The sequence below is a fragment of the uncultured Nostoc sp. genome (assembly GCF_937863485.1).
GTDB lineage: Bacteria > Cyanobacteriota > Cyanobacteriia > Cyanobacteriales > Nostocaceae > Nostoc.
Window position 1 is genome coordinate 41,579 of the sequence record NZ_CALMFY010000020.1, and the last position, 19,076, is coordinate 60,654.

Here is a 19,076-nt window from a genome sequence, read left to right on the forward strand (position 1 = left end):
GAGGATATTGCACCGAATAAGCCGTTATTCCAGAGAGAGAGAACACCAAATGAAAAAAGTTATTACAGTAATGCTTTTAGGCATAGCAATCTTCACCTTTGCCTTCAGTAGTCCAGCATTGGCAGCAGATGCTGTTAGTGGATCTAAAGTATTTAGTGCCAATTGTGCCTCTTGTCACGCGGGAGGTAAGAATCTGGTTCAAGCGCAAAAAAACCTGAAGAAAGATGCTTTGGAAAAGTATGGTATGTACTCAGCAGAGGCGATTATCGCCCAAGTTACAAAAGGTAAAAATGCCATGCCTGCTTTCGGCAAACGTTTGAAACCTGACCAGATTGAAGATGTAACTGCTTATGTGCTTTTACAAGCAGATAAGGACTGGAAGTAGACTAAAATCTAACTTCAAGGATTAACAATTAGTGGGGCTTTTTGTCCCGCTAATTTTAGGGTAGCCGAAATTGTCAAATAGGATGTTTATAACTGATTTTTGGTGATTATTTATCAGTGTAATTATTGCTTTACCTTTGATTTATTTGAATCTATCCGCACATTTATCACCCATATCTATCACGTAAATTACAGCGGATGATTTCTGAGAATTGGGTGGAGATAAGATGGGGGGCGGTGATTACCAGGTAGCAATAGAGAATTTAAATCAGGCGATTGAACTTCAGAAATATTTTGCTGTAGCTGATAGCGATCGCTGATTTACAAAAAGCATCTGAGTACTTTGAAAACTAAGGAAAGCAAGTTACCTACAAAAAACTCTAGATTTACTGAAGAGTTTGCGAAGCTTCCAGTTTTATCAAGGCTAACGTAATTCGTAATTGCTACAAGGGAAGAGGCTTTGAGGCTTATTGCCCTTAACCTTTTGGAGCCTAGCTTGCTTATGAAGCGCAATATCTCTAGCCCTTGGAGATCGCACTTTGGAAATTTGAGCGCCTGAGAAAGAATAAAAGATATCTCAACTCAGAGTCAGATCATATTACCAGTAGAACCGAGATCACACTTCAATAAGTTCATCTTGGCTAAACTAAACATTTTACTATAACAAATGCTCGCGTAGGAACTGAAATTATGGCAATCAAAAGAGCGGATCGTAAAGATTCTAATCATGACAACGGTCTTAATAATCCTCACTTACGGCAGAAAGAACCAACTCCTCCTTATGAGTTAAGACTTTCATTGATGACTGTCTGTGCCAATCTTCAGGAAACTGTATCTCAACGTGATGAGTCGCAAGAACGTGCAAAAGAATACCAGGAAGCTGCATCCCAACTAGTTCATGTTCAGCAAGAGATTCAAACTTACCAAATTGAGGCTAATGAACTAAAAGAGCGTGTTTCTCAAAATTATCGATTTTATATTGATGAGCAAGAAAATCATCAAAAGACGCTCTACCTTTACAACGAAGAAAAAACGAAAATATCCCAGCTAATTCATATTTACCAGCGAGAGATCCAAACTTGCCAACTCGAAGCTAATGAGCTAAAAGAGCGAGTCACTCAAAATTACCAGTTATATATTGATGAACAACAAAGTCACAAACAAACCCTCTGCCTCTACAACGCAGAAAAAGTGAGAGCGACTGAATTGCTTACTAAATATGATGCAGTAGACTCTGAACGAGAAATGTATTTGAGTTTATACAATGAGGCTAAAACAGAACTCAAGCTTGAGCGACGTTCTAAAGCTGGTATTAAGGGATGGGAAACTCGCCGTAAAGCTGAGAATGAACGACTAAAACAGGAAATTGCCCAGATGGTTGTGCTACTACGTGAATCCTTAGAAAGTAAAGATGAAGCAGTAAACAGTCTTTACGTTGTAGCAGAACGTATGGATCGGATTCAATCTCTAGTTGATTCGGTAGAAGAAGAAACAACTAACAATCCTATGGGTTTGGTACAAAAGTTTAAACGCATTTGGCTAGCTATTAAAGATATACTTTCTGAATAAATAAGCATACTCATGAGCAAAAAATCACTCCCAACCACGCGAAAACAAGGTAAAGCAAGGCTGGGAGATCAAATTCGCAGTATTGCTGATCGCCTTAAACAAGAGACTGATGTACAAATAAAAACAACTTCTCGGATTTTAGGGGCTGCTGCTCAAATTGCCGAAAATCATGACCGACTTATTAATGAAGTAGTTGATATGGTTGAGTCAGACCTTAATGTAGAGAAACAGGTATCTCAGAAGCATATTTATACTATTGATATTCTCAAGCGGCAGTTTAAAACATTACGGGATGCAAAGGCTCACTTTAACCTGAAAGTTAGTAGTTGGGAATCGCTAGTTAATAAATTAAATGCTGCATCTTTCTAAACAACCATAATACAAAATAAAACTCAATCAAATCGTAGTTTGACGGACAATAATGTGAAAAATTGCGAAGATAATCACAATAATATTAAAAAATTGACAGTTTTGTTAGAGCCAGATGTTGCAGAAATGTTTCCCAATTCGGAAGCAGTAAATGAAGCTCTGCGTTTTTTAATTAAAGTTATGAGTAAAAAGAGTTTTTGAAACTGTAATGTTGTATCTATAAAAATTTTACATACTTCACACAATTAAAAATTGCTATATAGCAATTCTCATTTGAATGAGGTACATGGGTAGGGACACGGTATTGCCGTGTCCCTACGAGTATGTGTGTTTATCTGTGGTTAATTATTTTTTTCTGTACGTTATTCAGCTACAAACTGCTATAGCCCTACTTAATTATTTGTGAATAGCAAGATTAGCGATTTATTAGAGAAATTGAAAATCTGAGTCGTGGAAATATGACAGCGTGTCTTTTGACATGATTTTACTATTACAGCAACAATATTACGTGGTGACTGTTTTTAGTTGGTGTGAAAGAGAACGTGAAAAAGGATTTTTTGTTGCTAACAGCTGCTTTACCAGGTTTACTGATAGCGTTTCCTGGCTTTGCTGCTGAGAGTGAAATTAAACAGAGAAATACTGATAAATCAACCGAAGTTATTTCAGATATTCCGAGTTTGAGTGAAATCGAGCTACCCGCTATTAATGCCGAATTATTAACTCAACAATCTGCACCGAATGAAGTTAATCCAGAAACTCAATCCGAAACAGAGCAAACTCCGAGCGATGATGCAGACATTCACATAGAGGCGATCGGAGAAAAAGATAACCTACCTCAATCTACTCCAACTTACGTAATTGATAAAGAAGAAATTCAAAAGCAGGGCGCTACAAGTTTAGCCGATATTTTGAAAAGAATGCCTGGTTTTGCGATCAATGATGTAGGTCATGGTGCAGATACTCACACAGGTACATACTATCGGGGAGCCTCAATTAATCAATCTGTATTTCTGATTAATGGCAGACCAATTAACAATAATGTTAACACTTATCATGGTGGAACTGACTTAAATAGTATTCCTGTAGAGGCTATTGAGCGAGTGGAATTATACAGCGGGACAGCCTCTGCTTTGTATGGTTCATCAGCCTTTGGGGGAGTTGTGAATATCATCACCAAGGAAGGTTATGGCAAACCTAAATTGAGTGCTAGTGCAGAATTTGGCTCATTAAGTTTAAATAATCAACAAGTGAGCTATGGTGGTTCATCTGATAATGTAAAGTACAACTTCAGCTTTGAAAGATTCTTTACAGATAACCGTTACCGCGTCCCTGTAGGTGCAGCAAATCGTGATAGTCAGGGATTTTTATCAAATGCAGACACAGCTACAAGTACTTATTTTGGTAGCATTGGACTAGATTTAGATCAGAAAAATTCTTTGAATTTAGATGTTACTAAACTCAGCAGTCGTCGCGGCTTAATTTATTTCGGTTTCCCTCTCCAAAGAGATAGATTAGACCACGATGGTTTAAACGTTGGCTTATCCTGGAAAACTCGGCTAGGTAATGGGGAAAGCTCCAATCTTACAACCTCAATTGGCTATAACCAAGATTATTTCAGTACCTATGGCCCTACAGGAGCATCATTTTATCGTAGAGGGTCTTTAGATACACAACAACTTACAGCCAGGGTAGATCATGAGTGGAAAGTAACTTCCAATAATAAATTACGCTGGGGATTAGATTTGAAAAACACCGATTTAACTGGTGATGTTTTGAGTACAAATCCTAGTAGTATTGCCAAGAATGAAACTGAAGATAGGAATTTATTCAATACAGCTTTATTTGCTGTCAATACTTGGAATATTAATGAGAATTTTTTGATAGATTTAGGGCTAAGGCAAACTTTTGAAAGCCAGTTTGGAAATTATCTCAACCCTAGTGTTGGGTTACGTTATGCCATCACACCAATAGTAGCAGTGCGTGGAAGTTGGGCAGGGGGACAACGAAATCCTGGGTTAGATCAGTTATATGTTTATGATACAGTTCATGGTTGGGAACCTAATCCTGATTTAAGACCAGAAACTGGCTCTACTTGGAGTGCGGGAGTAGATGTCAATTTTTCGGAAAATCTGATTGGACAGTTTACTTACTTTGGTAGTAGTATAGGCGATCGCTTGGGAGTAATAGATGGAAAATGGGCAAACATTGGACTGGTAGATACCAATGGTTTAGAGGCTGCATTACAATTAAGAATTGCGGCTGGCTGGTCAACTTTCCTCAACTATACTTATACAGATTCCCAAATAAAAACAGGCTCCGAGAGAGGTTTACAGTTAGGTTTGATTCCCTACTCTGTACTCCAAAGCGGTGTAGGTTATGAAAATGCAGGATGGCAGGCTAACTTGTATGTTACTTACAATAGTGGCGCTCGTAGAGCCTTCTTTACTAACCCTGATGACAAGACTACAGATTTTGCACCATCTTTTGTAAATTTAGATTTGAGCGGTCGTATACCTTTAACTAGGAATTTAGGACTGACAGTTTACTTAGAAAATCTGCTCGGTGAGCAATATGAGCGAGTTAATCGCATCTATAGCCCTGGATTCACTTTTCGTTTGGGTTTAAGCGCCAATTTTTAGGTATTAAATCTAGAGATTTTGTCATTGCAAAATCTCTAGATTATTGGGATAAATAGGATTATTTGAAATTTTTTAAAGAGTTTTTTGGTAAAGACAACACACCGCCATCCAATATGGTGCGTTAAGCTAAAGCCGCAATGCACGCTACTTGTACCCATTCTTTGTGAAACTGTACAAAATCAAGCTTGGTGAAACAAGGGGCTTGAGCAACTGGTTCTATGCAACCTCAGAGATAATCGGTATTAAGATTTACTTTTAATCTAAAATCCAAAATTGCTATGAGAGCCAGAATTGAAAATAAAATACTTTTAATCCACCACGAAGATTTGCCAGAGTTTAAGAAGGGTGGTTCGGTGGTGCGGAACTCTTATTTCTGGGCGCTACGTTCAATTGCTGGTCAAGCTTCCCGTTATCGTGATTGGGAATACGAACCGGAGGTTTGGCTAGCGCTTTCCCGAATGCTTTTGTCGTTTGCTGAATCTGGGTATTTGGGTCTTAGAGAAACCTTGCTGGAGTTTCCTTTTTCTCAAGGGGAAATTCCTAATGTACTGCGAGATGTATCCACTTTTGAGTAGGGATGCTGATGCGAGTAAGGGAGGCGGAGCCTCAAAGTAGTCATTCCCAGTCGGAGACTGGGAACGAGGTAATCTCTCAAAGCTTTCTTGCTTACTACAAACCTTTAATGATGTGGTTCAAATACATGAATAATGCTGTAATTAATATTACATTCCCAAAATAATGTTTGCACTCATTGGGCACTCAGATGAGGTTCAATCCGTCACGATTAGCCATCATGGATAAACCTTAGTTAACAGTAGTGCTGAAGCAAGGGTAGCTGTGAGAAAACAAACAGTTAGTGGAAAAGAACAAGGTGAAAATAGCGATTATTGCTAAAACATTATTTACATTCATAGGTTTGTTAGCTTTATTTGCCCCAAGTCAAGCATCGGCTCAACTTATACCGCAACCTTGGGTTTCTGTCGGTGGAAAAGATAGTGATATAACTTATGCTGTAGGAGCTAGGGCTTTAAATTTCGGGGTTGAGATAGGAACTGGGCCTGATGGTGCTACGGGAGTAGATGTTTTAAAATTTATCAGTTTACCTGTCATTTCACCTTATGTAGGAGTTGGACTTTATTCACAAGATAAAGGTGTTGCAGTTTCAGGTGGTGTTCAGGTAGGTGCTACTAATAACGTTTTTGTAGGTGCTGGTTACAATTCTATTCGTGGCTTTAACGGGCAACTGGGAATAAGATTTTAACGATTAATTGTGAATTAGTATTATGCAGGGGGAGTAACTGAAGTTGAGATTAGTTCTCTGACATGAATTGCGGAATCTTGTTGTAATGCTGATGCCACGATCGCTTCACATTCAACTATACTTAACCGAGCGATCGCTTGCTTGACTCCAGCTATACTTTGAGGATTCACGCTCAATTCATCCAGCCCTAAACCTAGTAAAATTGGTGTTGCTAAAGTATCAGCTGCTAATTCTCCACATAATCCCACGGAAATCCCTGCCGCATTAGCAGCTTGGATAGCTTGCTGCACCATTCGTAACACTGCTGGGTGTAGCGCATCAACCAAATTTGCCACGCGGGGATTAGTGCGATCGCTAGCCATGACGTACTGACTCAGATCATTAGTGCCGATACTAAAGAAGTCTACTTCAGCAGCTAACTGATCAGCGATCGCCACAGCTGAGGGTACCTCTATCATAATTCCTACTTTCATCGCTGCATCGAAGGGGATACCAGCTTGATTTAGTTCAGCCTGCACTTCACCCAAAATTACCTTAGCAGCACGTACCTCCGTCACAGTAGCAATCATCGGCAACATGATCTTAATTTGGTGTTCCACACTGGCTCTCAAAATTGCCCGTAACTGAGTTTTGAACAAATCTAAATTATCCAAACAGAAACGAATTCCCCGTGAACCTAAGAAAGGGTTAGCTTCTCTTAACCCTACTCTCAGATAGGGGAGTGGCTTATCCCCACCTACATCTAAGGTACGAATAATCAACGGACGATGATCTAAAACTTGGGCGATCGCCTGATACACTTCTAGTTGTTCTTCTTCAGTGGGGGCGTTTGTCCGTTCGAGATAGAGAAACTCAGTGCGGAGTAGTCCCACGCCTTGGGCACCACTAGCCACAGCAACTTGGACATCACTTATACTACCAATATTTGCGAAGACGCTAATTTGCCGACGATCACGAGTAATTGCTGGCTGGTGTGCCGTAGCTAGTGCTTGGTGTTGGGCAGTTTGCCAAGCTGACTGCTTTGCTGCCAGTAAATCTAGGATATGTGATTCTGGTTCTACCCAAGCTCTGCCACTTTCACCATCAAGTGCCATAACTGTACCATCCGCCAAGTGCAACACCTGGGCATCCACTCCCAAAACTGCGGGAATACCTAATGTCCGGGCGATAATGGCGCTGTGAGAAGTGGCGCTACCTGAAGTAGTACAAATACCCAACACCTTTGTCGGATCTAGTCCAGCGGTATCTGAAGGAGTTAAATCAGTCGCTACCAAAATCGCCGGTTCAGAAAGATGCACTTTTGCAGGGGCATTCCCAGCTAGTAATCGCAGCACTCTTTGCCCGACATCCACAACATCGTCAACTCGCTCTTGTAGGTAAGAATCTTCAAGTGTGTGGTAGGAAGTTGCTACTTCATCTACTACGGCTTGCCAAGCGGCTTCAGCATTTAAATGGTGTTCTAAAATGCGCTCTTTAGCCGCTTCTAACAATACTGGATCTTCTAAAAATAGTAGTTGGGCATCAAAGATGGCGGCTTCAGCATCACCAATTTGAATAGATGCTTGTGAAAAAACTGCTTGGATTTCCTGTCGGGCAGTGTGAATTGCTGCTTGTACTCGTTGCCACTCTGCTTCAGGATCATCTACGTGATATTCCTTAATCGAAATGTGGGTGGGTTGATAATGAACAATGGGTGCGATCGCTATGCCAGCAGAAGCTGCAATTCCTAAAAGTTCGCCGTGAGTTGCTGGAGTAACTTTATGGTGAAATGCTGGTGGAGAATTCAAGGCAACATTATCTTCACCAAAGTTATTTGCGAATAATGCCTGTAATGCCGCCAGCGCTTCATCTGCATCCGAACCAGTAGCAGTAATCACTAGTTCGTGCCCTTGACGTACCCCTAAAGTTGTGACTTGGTTAATACTGTCACCCCTGACTAGCTCAGTATTTCTGGTTAAATTCTGCACCAGAATTTGGGATTGAAACCGGGCTGCGGTTGCTACAAACTGTGCTGCGGGACGGGCGTGTAATCCTAAGCGATTGCTCACAATCAACCGGATTTCTGGCGTTGGTGATTCTCTATTTGTTGTTGGGGTGTTGCTACTGACAACTGACAACGGACTACTAACTACACCCAATTGAGTTGCTTTTGCTAGGAGGGCGCCGCGGGCTTCCGCCATCACTTGGTGAATGTCCCTACCAGCAGCAGCAGCAACAACAGCAGCGATCGCACCTTCTACTAGAGGTGCTTCACACAGATACACTTTTTGCTGCTGTGCTTCTGGGAGAAACTCTATTGCCATTTCTGCACTCAGCAAAGCACTACCCAAATCCATTAACACCAAAACACCATCATCAGAGAAAACAGAAGCGATCGCTTCATAAACCTGGATCGGATCTGTACCCAATGGGTTTTCTGGATCTTCAATACCTGCTGCAACAGCTATAGGGACTTGGCCGTGAACCATTTGCGCGGCGAGTTCCCGCACACCCAAAGCTAGTTGTTTACTGTGAGAAACGATGACAATTCCGATCACTGCCACACCGCCAACCTTGTTGAGAGGTTTGTGTTTAGCTAGTTATCCATTTCATTTTCCCATTCCGCACCGCTAAAAACAGCGCTGATCTTTATTACAATTGCAACTGCCCGAAAATATTCCGGTCTTTCCAGCTATAAATGCGAACAAAATAGCCTTCTTTTACGGAAATACGTGGTGTCCACTCATAAACTCCATCGCTAGCAGTACGAGAAGAAATGTTTTGGATAAGTTTGTTTCCATCGTACAACTTAATCGAGACATCACCGTCAAAATTATCCCGCCACAATATTAAATAAGGTTGATCCTTCTTTGGAAGTACTTTCTTCACTGGCTGACTGATCAAGATGTATCGGTAAGTGACAATGGCATTGTTCACTGCTTTTTGGTTGAGAGGCGCACCACTAACTTGGTCGTAATCGGTAATGTATGCCTGCTTACTATTCCAGACTAGTACAGCAGGGCGTAAATAAGCAGACCATTGAAAAGCCCTAAAGAGCTTATTCCATAATCCTTTTGACTTTTGACTTTTGGCTTTTGACTTCCGCCTTGCGGTACTAGGGCTTTGAGGTGAATATTAATATAGTATTTCTCTTTTGGTTGCTTGATTAGCCCATAAGGGCTAGTACCACCACTGATGACTACACCATTGAGTTTAATTGGAAAGGATAATTGAGAACTAGATTGGTATTGCTCAAAAAAAGAACAGTTAATTAGAGAAAAAACGTTGTTTGCGTAAAGTTTCTTATATTCGTCTGCAACTTCAGAAAACAACTTGGTTTTGAAAAAAGGGCTGTAATATTTACCTTCTCCTTTATAATATTTACCTTCATTTAGACCCATATTATCTACCTCTCCGGTAATTTGGTCTATGTGCATTTGGCCCAGATTAATAACTTGTAAATATGCTTCATTACCATTTGTTAATTGTTTTTTATATAAAGCTGCCCCGTCTATAACTTGGAGAGGCTGATAAGAAGATAGAGGGTTGAAAGTTTGGGCTATCCAAAGGCTACTCAGAATCGGCAGCAAAAAAAGCAATAAATTGATTACAGGATTCATTAGTAAATAGATTTATAAGTTAATTGCAATGATTGCTGCAATGATTTAAGCATTGCTTATAAATGTAAGAGCATTTGTTGCAAATGTTAAAACGTTTGCATAACTAATTTATACTTTTCCCGCAATGACTTAAGCATTGCTTATAGATGTAAGAGCATTTGTTGTAAAAGATGAAGTATTTTTAGCAATTGCTTATAGCTGACCTACAAATGCTTAAACATACCTTATGAATGATCTAACATTAGCTGCAAACGTTTAAATTTTGACAACTAGTCTTTGAATGGGAGCAATGTCTACGACAGTCTACGCCTACGCCGTTTAGTTATTAGTGGTGAAGCATTGAGGCAACGCCTGCTGTAGTATGATTGTGGTTTTATCCTACTAATGGTATAAGAGATGACGGCTCAATTTGAATACAGCACTCTCGCCCATCCACAGGATATTCAGCAACTGGGGTATATCTTTGAGCAGTGTTATATCAGCGCATTTGGTGGCGAGGAAGTTTACATCAATCTCGTTGGCGTAGAAAATTTCCGGATTATCCGTAAATTGCAGCAAGTAATTGGTGGATTGGCAACTTTGGATATGGGTCAGTGGTGGGGTGGTCAACGTGTACCAATGACAGGAATTGCGGCAGTGGGCATTGCTCCAGAGGATCGCGGTTCCGGAGCTGCGATCGCCCTAATGCAGCACACCCTCAAAGAACTTTATGCTAGGGGCGTAGCGCTCTCCGCTCTTTATCCCTCTATTCAAGGCTTGTACCGAAAAGTCGGGTATGAGCAGGGGGGTCACTGGTGTGGTTGGGAAGTTGCTGCTAACAGTATCCAGGTGCGGGAGCAACCCCTACCTTTGGAACCAATAATTCCGATCAATCATGAAATCTTTCATCAGCTATATCAGCAGCAGGCGAGACAAACGCATGGATATTTAGACCGACATCCAGCAATCTGGGAGCGCTTAATCCAACCAGATGAGAAGGAAACATTTTACGCATATTTTATCGGTACTAAAGAGAAACCCCAAGGCTACATCCTCTTCAGTCAACATTCACCAGAGGATGGCGCAATTCTGCGGATCAAAGATTGGGTAATACTCACAGATACTGCTGCACAAAGTTTTTGGTCTTTTCTTGCCAATCATCGCTCTCAAATTGACCGGGTGCGATGGAGGAGTTCTGTGATTGATTCCCTAACATTGGTGCTACCAGAGCAGACTGCCAAGATCAGGCATACGATTCGTTGGATGTTGCGGGTAGTACATGTAGTCAATGCGTTGGAGGCACGGGGTTATCCATCGGGAATCCAAGCTGAACTGCACTTAGAAATTCAAGATAATTTGCTAACTGGAAATAATGGTAAATTCATTCTTTCTGTCGCCAATGGACGTGGTGAAGTTACCAGAGGTGGAAGAGGTGAGTTACAACTAGATATCCGAGAATTGGCACCATTGTATACAAGTTTGTTCACCCCGTACTATTTGCAACAAGCCAGAAAATTGAATGGGACAGAAACCGCTATCTTAGCAGCTACGCAAATATTTGCAGGTGCGTCGCCTTGGATGGCTGATCACTTTTAGGGACTTCCAATTAAAAAAACATCCCATCCCTGCGGGACGCTCTGCGAACGTAGGGGCACAAGGCCAAGGTCCCCTACAAATGTACAAATAATTTTGGATAATTTATTTTTTGTCAGTCCCTTAAGGGGAGTGGGGAGCGGAGCCGGAGACGCTCCGCCTCCGGTTAGGAATTAGGAGTTAAAAGTTTTCCCCCTGCTCCCCTACTCCCACACCTGAGTTACTAACTCAAATTGTTAGTTAGTTCAGGAAATTTCGAGTGCCACTACCACCATACCTACCAACAGCAGGAATTTCTAGTAGGCTATCCGTGGCTTTGCCAGTACCGTCATTGGTAACAGAGGTAGAGTTACCTGGATGTCCATTCGGAACGAATAGTTGCGGGTGGTCAAAGGGCGCTTTCTCATACCGAACTCGCTCGTCAGTCAGTCCCTTTAAAAAGGCGACCAATTGCTGTTTTTCTTCTGGTGAGAGATTCAGCGGCGGAAGAACTCCAAAGTCACCACCCCGATTGTAAAAATCAACCACTTGCTCTAAAGTCGCCTGACCTCCATTGTGAAAGTAGGGAGCAGTGAGTTCCACATTGCGAAGTCCAGGTGCTTTGAAGGCTCCGTCTGCAAACACAGTTTCACTAGGATTCAACGGTGGAGTGAGAATGGGGGGATTTTCGCCGAGGAGAGCCTGAAATTTCCCTGACTGAGCCAATCGTGCCTCTGAAAGCGGATTACCTTGGCCGTTACCAGATAAACCGTCATTACCACCCAAACCGAGATCGTCCGTAACAGGTCTGACACCGATATTGAAGAAGCCATTGTCTTCAGGGCTGTTTGGAGGGAAGGGCGCACGTTTGATTCGTCCCTCTTTAGCCACGTTGCTCACTGAAGCAGCTGTTAATTCTGAGCCAACATGACAACCAATGCACAGACCTTTGCCCTCAAACAGTTGTTTACCTAGTTGCTGCTGCTTGGTTAGGGCTGTGGTGTTTCCTTGCAAGAAGCGATCAAAGGGCGTATCATTGGCAATAAGTGTAGACTCGTACAACTGAATTGCAAGCCCAAAGAATAGCGAGAAGTTATACTCCAACAGTGTGTACTCATTGGTTTGGGAAGAGTTATCAGGCGTGTTGACAAAAGTCCGTCTACCTTGAGCATCAACTTGGATGAGTCGATTAGATTTCCACCACTGCGGCTTAAAGGCATCTTTAACCAGCTGCTCGTAGGTTCTATCCTTCAGTCCGGGTTGGGGCGATCTACTGTCTGCACCTAAAACGCTGTCTTGTGGATGCACAACCTGTTTGCCTAGCGGTCTGAGGCTAGTTAACTTTTGCGCCAGTACTCGAGGGAGCTTTGTACCGCTAATTGACAGAACATTTTGCACCAGTCCGTCGATAGATTTTATGTTGCCAATTTGCCCCAACTTACCAGTAATATCTTCAACGGAACTGAGTAGCGGGTCAACCAGAGTATCACCAATATTATCTAGATTATCTAGCGGCAGTGTGGTGAGAGATTTTTTGTTGTCAATTCGCCCGAACTTATCACCAATTTCTTGAAAAGTGCGACCATCAGCAGACGACTCGAAGGAACTGAGTGGTGGGCCGAGCGCCTGGGAAGCCAAAGACGAATTATTCAGGCTGACTTTGACAAATTTGAGCTGATTTGGGTTTTTTGCTTTTACCACAGAGGCATTAGGGTCTCTTAAACCGAAGGGATTCACCCCATTAAAGATCCGCTGCGCCCTTCCATCCCAGAAGTTGCGGAAGTTGAATACTGCATTAATTACGCTTGGCGTGTTACGCGCCTGGACGCGGCGCACATTCGTACCTCCCACGTTAAACACCTTATCTGGCTCGGTTTTTGCTTCGTCTTCCGCGCTACCAGGTTTAACATCAACAAACTTCGTATTGGAGACCCCTTGAGAGGAACTGACATCGTTACGGTCAGACACAATGGTCTTGGGATCATTCGGGTTTGACAGCTTGTGGAAGGGAAAATCTTCTTTTCTTAGCTGGTAGTTTGGCGCACCACCGACATCAAAAACTGTATCCGGATTCGATGTCCGATCAGCGTTAACCCGCAAAAGCCCAGGAGAAATCTGATTTTTGGATCTATTGTCGGCTCCAGCATGGAAGTGACAACTAGCACAGGAAGTCAGTCCGTCGCTCCCAACCTGTATATCCCAAAAAAGAGTCTTTCCTAATTTGATCGCGGCTACTTTGTCTTTTACAAAGTCTCCAAGATTGTTAGGTTCTGGAATCGATACGCTCTTGAGCGAAGCTAGAGGCGGCGTAACCTGGGCTGATACAGTATTTCCAGCTATTACTGCTGCCAGAATAATCGCAGCAATTGTTATAGTCCTTAAAAATCTTGATCTCAGGTAGTTAATCTTACCATATCTGAATCTCCACTCTTGGGGCTTTATTTTTGTCACTAAAGATTTGAGCAAAAATCGACCTCTTGAGGTCAGGAGCAAGTAAATTGATAAGCCTGTAATAAAGACTACTAAGCCTATGAAGGGTATAAACCCCATAGTTTTTTGTAATAAAATAACAACGGATAAATTATATACTTACGCGACAATTATAAATTTAATATTCATGTAAAGTAACTACACAATTTACCAATTTTATGTGAACAAAAAACGTCATATGACTACCAAGAAATTGAATGGGAGAGGTAAGCTGTTCTATTTTAAGTTAGATTAACTAAGCTGCTAATATCCCTTCTCCACAAGAGTTTGATAAAATATAGATATGCTAAATAGATGTATTTCAGCTTGTTATTAGCCCTACTTTGAGTAGGATATTTGAATGTCACTACATCAAAGTTCTGGTCGGTGGCGCTTAGGGCTAGGGTTATCGCTATTGACGGTCTTATTGTGGGGAATTTTACCTATTGCTCTGACGGTAACTTTGCAAGTGCTTGATGTATATACCGTCATTTGGTTTCGCTTTTTGGTATCTTTTTTACTACTTACTGTGTATTTAGGAATACGCGGTAAATTACCAAAGTTAGAACAATTGTTTTTTGCTTCTGGGAAATTATTAGCGATCGCTACAATCTTTTTAGGGATTAATTACTTTTTCTTCATGCAAGGTTTAGCACTAACATCGCCTGCTAACGCTGAAGTCCTCATTCAATTATCTACCCTTTTATTAGGTTTAGGAGGGTTAGTAATTTTTAAAGAACGTTATCGACTGTATCAATGGATTGGTATAAGTGTACTAACTTGCGGTTACCTTTTATTTTTTGGTGAACAACTAAGGAATTTAATTACAGCGCATGGCACATATATACTAGGTAGTGTTTTGATTGTGCTAGGAGCCGCAGCATGGGCTATTTATGCTTTGGCACAAAAGCAGTTATTACAATCTTTATCTTCTTCTAGTATCATGCTGATTATTTACGGGGGCTGTGCTTTATTATTCACTCCTCTAGCCAGAGTAAAATCGCTTTTTATACTTGATACTTTACACTTAGGAATGTTGCTTTTTTGTGCTTTGAATACTTTAATCGCTTACAGTGCTTTTGCCGAATCATTAGAACATTGGGAAGCATCACGAGTGAGCGCAGTATTAGCTTTAGCTCCCATTGTGACATTAATATCAGTCGGAGTTGTATCAGTTATTGCACCTTATTGGATACCAGCAGAACACTTCACTTTCATCGCAATATTAGGAGCGGCTTTAGTAGTCACAGGCTCAGTAGCGATCGCTTTGGTAAAAGCTGATTAATAGAAAGAATTTTCTGGATTTTTACTGGGTTTTTCATTTAGTGAATTCATGCCATATTCAAAGCTACAATATAAGTACTGAGGCAGAAGATTTTTTATTTGTTATGATTTGATGGTGAAGGAAAACTACTGGAGTCAGCCTCTTGGAAGATGGATATTTTACTCATCTGTGCGACTCCGTAGTATCTGATTTTTGACTTTATAGCCAAGATAAAAATTCTTAAATAAGAATTCATAAAACAGAATTCAGGAGTCAGATAAAGCTTTCTCCATTCGCAAGTCATACACAATTCATCCTGAATTATAACGACTGACTCCTAAATTCTGTTTTGATAAAATTGAGGCTAATAATTTAAGTAAACCAAGCAGGGTGTCCGAATAACTACCAAAGCCAACACTTAATAAAACCAGACTACCGAAACAGTTGAGCGATGAATAGTTTGTTTGGTAATTGGGCCAGCAGCCTGAGAAAAAATTTCCTGTTGCTGGTTCTTTCAATGATACTGCCAACGTTTGGAATTAGTAATTCTGTCTTGGCAGCAGAGCGGATTTATGCATCTTATTCAGCTTTAGAGCTTTCTATTTCAGTCACTACTTTAGAAAACTACGCTAAAACAGGTGTAATTGACGACGATTTGGCAGCCTATCAGCAATATCTGCCTCTTCAACAGCTTCAAGAATTGCGGCAGATTTTACTTAATCGTGTGAAAGTTAGTCCGGTAGTACTTTCGCAATTTCTCTACACACCGCAAGGAGAATTTTTGCTGCATCGGTTGGCGCAAGTGATTAAAACCAAATCTCCTCAACCAGAACTTCATGCTTTGCGTTCGGCGGTAATTTTAGCCTCTGCTGAATCAGGAGGCTTGACACTTTTGAATGTGTTGCGTAAATATCCCACCAACAGGATTAACCTTGATGTAGCGCAGACTTTAGAAATAGCTACAGAATTGGAGAAACTTGTTAATAAAACGCATCGAGCGATCGCAGCAGTTTCCCAAGAGTCTAAAATTGAAGCTGATACCATAAAACAACCAATTTTCTCGCAATTGTCTGATTTACAGGTTCCGGGAAAGTTTAAATCACAAAAATATACCCTGAAGTTTTTCGACTCAAGCCGCAATAGGCCTTTATTAACTGATGTTTATATTCCCAATGTCCAGAATGCTGCACCGATAATTGTGATTTCTCACGGCTTGGGTTTAGACAGCAGCAACTTTCAATATTTAGCCACTCACCTAGCTTCCTACGGATTTGCCGTCGCCGTTCCCAATCATCCTGGTAGTGATGCTAAACAATTACATTCTCTGTTGAATGGACGCGCCAATGATGTAGCAGAACCAAGTGAATTTAAAGACCGACCTTTGGATGTAACATATATATTGAATCAATTGGAAAAAGGTAACCAATCTGATTCACGATTTAAAGGTCGGTTAAATCTGCAACAAGTTGGAGTATTTGGTCAATCTTTGGGAGGCTACACAGCCTTGGCCCTGGCAGGCGCTAAAATCAACTTTGAGCAGTTAAAAAAAGACTGTCAACCAGCAGCGCTGCAAAATACTTGGAACATGTCTTTACTGCTCCAGTGTCGTGCTTTAGAATTGAACATCAGCAAATCTGCCAAGGATTATAACCTGCGGGATGAGAGAGTAAAAGCTGCGATCGCAGTTAATCCTATTACTAGTTCTATTTTCGGCAAAGCTGGCTTAAGTCAAATTAAAACTCCAGTGATGATTGTCAGCAGTAGTGATGATACAGTTGCACCAGCTTTATCCGAACAAATTCTACCTTTCTCCTGGTTCACTAATTCACAAAAGTATCTCGTCATGCTTGTAGGTGGCACCCACTTTTCCACCATTGGCAACGGTAACCCTGCAAATCAACAAGTAGCATTACCTGCCGATATGATTGGTGATGCTTCCCAAGCGCGTCGTTACATGAATGTTTTAAGTTTACCTTTCTTCCAAACCTATGTTTCAGGAAGGTCACAATACACCCCCTACCTTAACGCCGCCTACACTCAAAGCATTTCTAGTAAGTCTCTTGGTTTGAATCTTGTCAAGTCATTGAATACAACAGAATTGGCACAATTGCTAGATTTGGAAGGAGCAAAACCTTTAAAAAAAAAGTTCCCAACACCATAGTCAGCTTCGGATTTTGGATGTTGGATATTGGTGTTGCATTGCTGCATGTGATGATTTTTATTTGACCTGTATAGACTTAATTAATTATGTATGTGCAGTTTATTTGCATGAAGATGCAAATAAATATAGCAATCCGATTTAATTTTTGAAAAAATCTAAGTATATGTAGTAGGGTGTGTTATCGCGTAGCGTAACGCACCTAGAATCAGAGGTGATGCGTTAGCCTAACTCCGAAATCTTTCTTAAGATAGATTTAAAACCATTTTTAGTAGGTACAGCAAAACTATACCTTTTACAGAAAAGCATTCATTTAGCTGTGACTGATGATACTTGGTTTTGGAATAACCCCGTTTACGCAAGAAAGCTTAACAGCATTGGCTCTCACATATCTTCATGTCGCTTGGCTATATTCATCAAAGCAGAAGGTAACACACGCTTAAAAGCGGGCGATTGTAGCAAAGATGACTTTATCGTGGACTACAGGCGCAAGTGAGCCTACCATTACGAGTAGGGGAATAATCTTTGTTTGCTGCCTTTTGAAAGGGTAGGCGTTTCCCCTAAACAGGAATAGTCGCCAAATAACGAAAAACTATAAAATTTCACTGTGCAAGGTTTTCTCAACTTAAACAAACCATTTGACTGGACTTCCCACGACTGCGTAGCGCGGGTGCGAAAATTGTTACGCCTCAAACGTGTGGGACATGCGGGAACTTTAGACCCAGCAGCTACTGGGGTATTACCGATCGCCCTTGGTAAAGCCACAAGATTATTGCAGTATCTGCCAGAAAACAAAGCTTACAAAGCCACGATTCGGCTGGGTGTGCGTACTACAACCGATGATTTACAAGGTGAAATCATCACTTCTCAACCTTGTGCTGGATTGAGTTTGGCAGAAGTGAAAACTGCACTGGCACAATTTGAAGGCAAGATTGAGCAAATACCACCTATTTACAGTGCAATCCAAGTGGATGGTAAACGTCTCTACGACTTAGCACGCCAAGGTAAAACGGTGGAAGTTCCAGTGCGAACAGTGGAAGTTTTTCAGATAGATATTTTGGACTGGAGAGAAGGAGATTTTCCCGAATTGGATGTGGCGATCGCCTGTGGTTCTGGTACATATATTAGAGCGATCGCTCGTGACTTAGGTGCAATTTTAGAAACTGGTGGCACTCTTGCGGCTTTGATCCGCACCCAAAGCAGTGGTTTCGATTTAACAGATAGTCTCACTTTCACAGATTTAGAAACTAAACTGCAAGCCCAGACATTTCAACCTTTTGTACCTGATGCTGCCTTGAAACATTTGTCATCTGTAACTTTACCAGCAACATCTGCTCAAAAATGGTGTCAAGGTCAGCGAATTTCTCTAACTTTCGATGTTTCTGGAATAGTGAGAGTTTATGATCAAGAGACTCGCTTTTTAGGTATTGGGCAATTACAAGACGAAGTGTTGATTCCCCAAATGGTTTTTGAACCTATTTCTTGAAAGTCTGGTAAATTGAAGGTTTTAATTTGAACACATTTAGGCAGAATCTGTAAAATTATCACCAATAGTAAATTAAATGGGAGCTTTACCCAATAATTGGGCAGATATTCAATCTGATATCACATATCAAACAACGAGTGATTTGCTAGTTTGGTTTGTAAGCGAGCAAATATGACCAGAATGGCAAATATTTAAACGCTTCTGAATTGCATAAGTATAAGCTTTACTATAGGACTGATATTTGATTTCTGAAATATACGTAGGGTGCGTTAGCCAAAGGCTAACGCACCACCTCTGATTCTAGGTGCCGTACTCAAGGGCGATAAC

General features: G+C 41.2%; 14 protein-coding genes. 10 read left to right on the plus strand and 4 right to left on the minus strand.

Annotated features, from left to right (window positions below):
• The first annotated feature begins 49 nt into the window (after positions 1-49).
• From petJ to Q0541_RS03060, 6 genes are all read left to right on the plus strand, one after another.
• Positions 50-385: a cytochrome c6 PetJ gene (gene petJ, locus Q0541_RS03035; protein ID WP_298905309.1), complete on the plus strand. Its 336-nt coding sequence runs from the start codon at positions 50-52 to the stop codon at positions 383-385.
• A 689-nt stretch (positions 386-1,074) separates the two neighbouring features.
• Positions 1,075-1,953: a hypothetical protein gene (locus tag Q0541_RS03040; protein ID WP_298905311.1), complete on the plus strand. Its 879-nt coding sequence runs from the start codon at positions 1,075-1,077 to the stop codon at positions 1,951-1,953.
• A 12-nt stretch (positions 1,954-1,965) separates the two neighbouring features.
• Complete coding sequence (locus Q0541_RS03045; protein WP_298905313.1) at positions 1,966-2,322, plus strand: hypothetical protein; 357 nt, start codon at positions 1,966-1,968, stop codon at positions 2,320-2,322.
• 542 nt (positions 2,323-2,864) lie between these two features.
• Complete coding sequence (locus tag Q0541_RS03050) at positions 2,865-4,961, plus strand: TonB-dependent receptor (RefSeq protein WP_298905315.1); 2,097 nt, start codon at positions 2,865-2,867, stop codon at positions 4,959-4,961.
• Positions 4,962-5,239: 278 nt separating this feature from the next.
• Positions 5,240-5,536: a hypothetical protein gene (locus Q0541_RS03055; protein WP_298905317.1), complete on the plus strand. Its 297-nt coding sequence runs from the start codon at positions 5,240-5,242 to the stop codon at positions 5,534-5,536.
• Between the two features lie 296 nt (positions 5,537-5,832).
• Positions 5,833-6,222, plus strand: a complete 390-nt coding sequence (locus Q0541_RS03060; protein ID WP_298905319.1) for a hypothetical protein — start codon at positions 5,833-5,835, stop codon at positions 6,220-6,222.
• Positions 6,223-6,242: 20 nt separating this feature from the next.
• Here Q0541_RS03060 and ptsP read toward each other — a convergent pair whose 3' ends face one another.
• The 3 genes from ptsP to Q0541_RS03075 form a co-directional block, all read right to left on the minus strand.
• On the minus strand, positions 6,243-8,759 hold the full coding sequence (gene ptsP, locus Q0541_RS03065; protein WP_298905335.1) for a phosphoenolpyruvate--protein phosphotransferase: 2,517 nt from the start codon (positions 8,757-8,759) through the stop codon (positions 6,243-6,245).
• 94 nt (positions 8,760-8,853) lie between these two features.
• On the minus strand, positions 8,854-9,138 hold the full coding sequence (locus tag Q0541_RS03070; protein WP_298905321.1) for a hypothetical protein: 285 nt from the start codon (positions 9,136-9,138) through the stop codon (positions 8,854-8,856).
• Between the two features lie 71 nt (positions 9,139-9,209).
• Positions 9,210-9,821: a hypothetical protein gene (locus Q0541_RS03075; protein WP_298905323.1), complete on the minus strand. Its 612-nt coding sequence runs from the start codon at positions 9,819-9,821 to the stop codon at positions 9,210-9,212.
• 396 nt (positions 9,822-10,217) lie between these two features.
• On the opposite strand from Q0541_RS03075, the gene Q0541_RS03080 reads away from it, so the two are divergent.
• Positions 10,218-11,396 (plus strand): GNAT family N-acetyltransferase, encoded by a 1,179-nt coding sequence (locus tag Q0541_RS03080; protein WP_298905325.1) that lies wholly within the window; start codon positions 10,218-10,220, stop codon positions 11,394-11,396.
• A gap of 237 nt (positions 11,397-11,633) precedes the next feature.
• Here Q0541_RS03080 and Q0541_RS03085 read toward each other — a convergent pair whose 3' ends face one another.
• Positions 11,634-13,823, minus strand: coding sequence for a cytochrome c peroxidase (locus tag Q0541_RS03085; RefSeq protein ID WP_298905326.1), 2,190 nt, complete (start codon positions 13,821-13,823; stop codon positions 11,634-11,636).
• Positions 13,824-14,202: 379 nt separating this feature from the next.
• Here Q0541_RS03085 and Q0541_RS03090 point away from each other — a divergent pair, with 379 nt between their 5' ends.
• From Q0541_RS03090 to truB, 3 genes are all read left to right on the plus strand, one after another.
• Positions 14,203-15,126: a DMT family transporter gene (locus tag Q0541_RS03090; RefSeq protein WP_298905327.1), complete on the plus strand. Its 924-nt coding sequence runs from the start codon at positions 14,203-14,205 to the stop codon at positions 15,124-15,126.
• Positions 15,127-15,622: 496 nt separating this feature from the next.
• Positions 15,623-17,266: an alpha/beta hydrolase gene (locus Q0541_RS03095; RefSeq protein WP_298905328.1), complete on the plus strand. Its 1,644-nt coding sequence runs from the start codon at positions 15,623-15,625 to the stop codon at positions 17,264-17,266.
• Between the two features lie 604 nt (positions 17,267-17,870).
• Positions 17,871-18,749 carry a tRNA pseudouridine(55) synthase TruB gene (truB, locus tag Q0541_RS03100; protein WP_273762612.1) on the plus strand — a complete coding sequence of 293 codons (879 nt, stop codon included), beginning with the start codon at positions 17,871-17,873 and terminating at the stop codon, positions 18,747-18,749.
• The last annotated feature ends 327 nt before the right edge of the window (positions 18,750-19,076 follow it).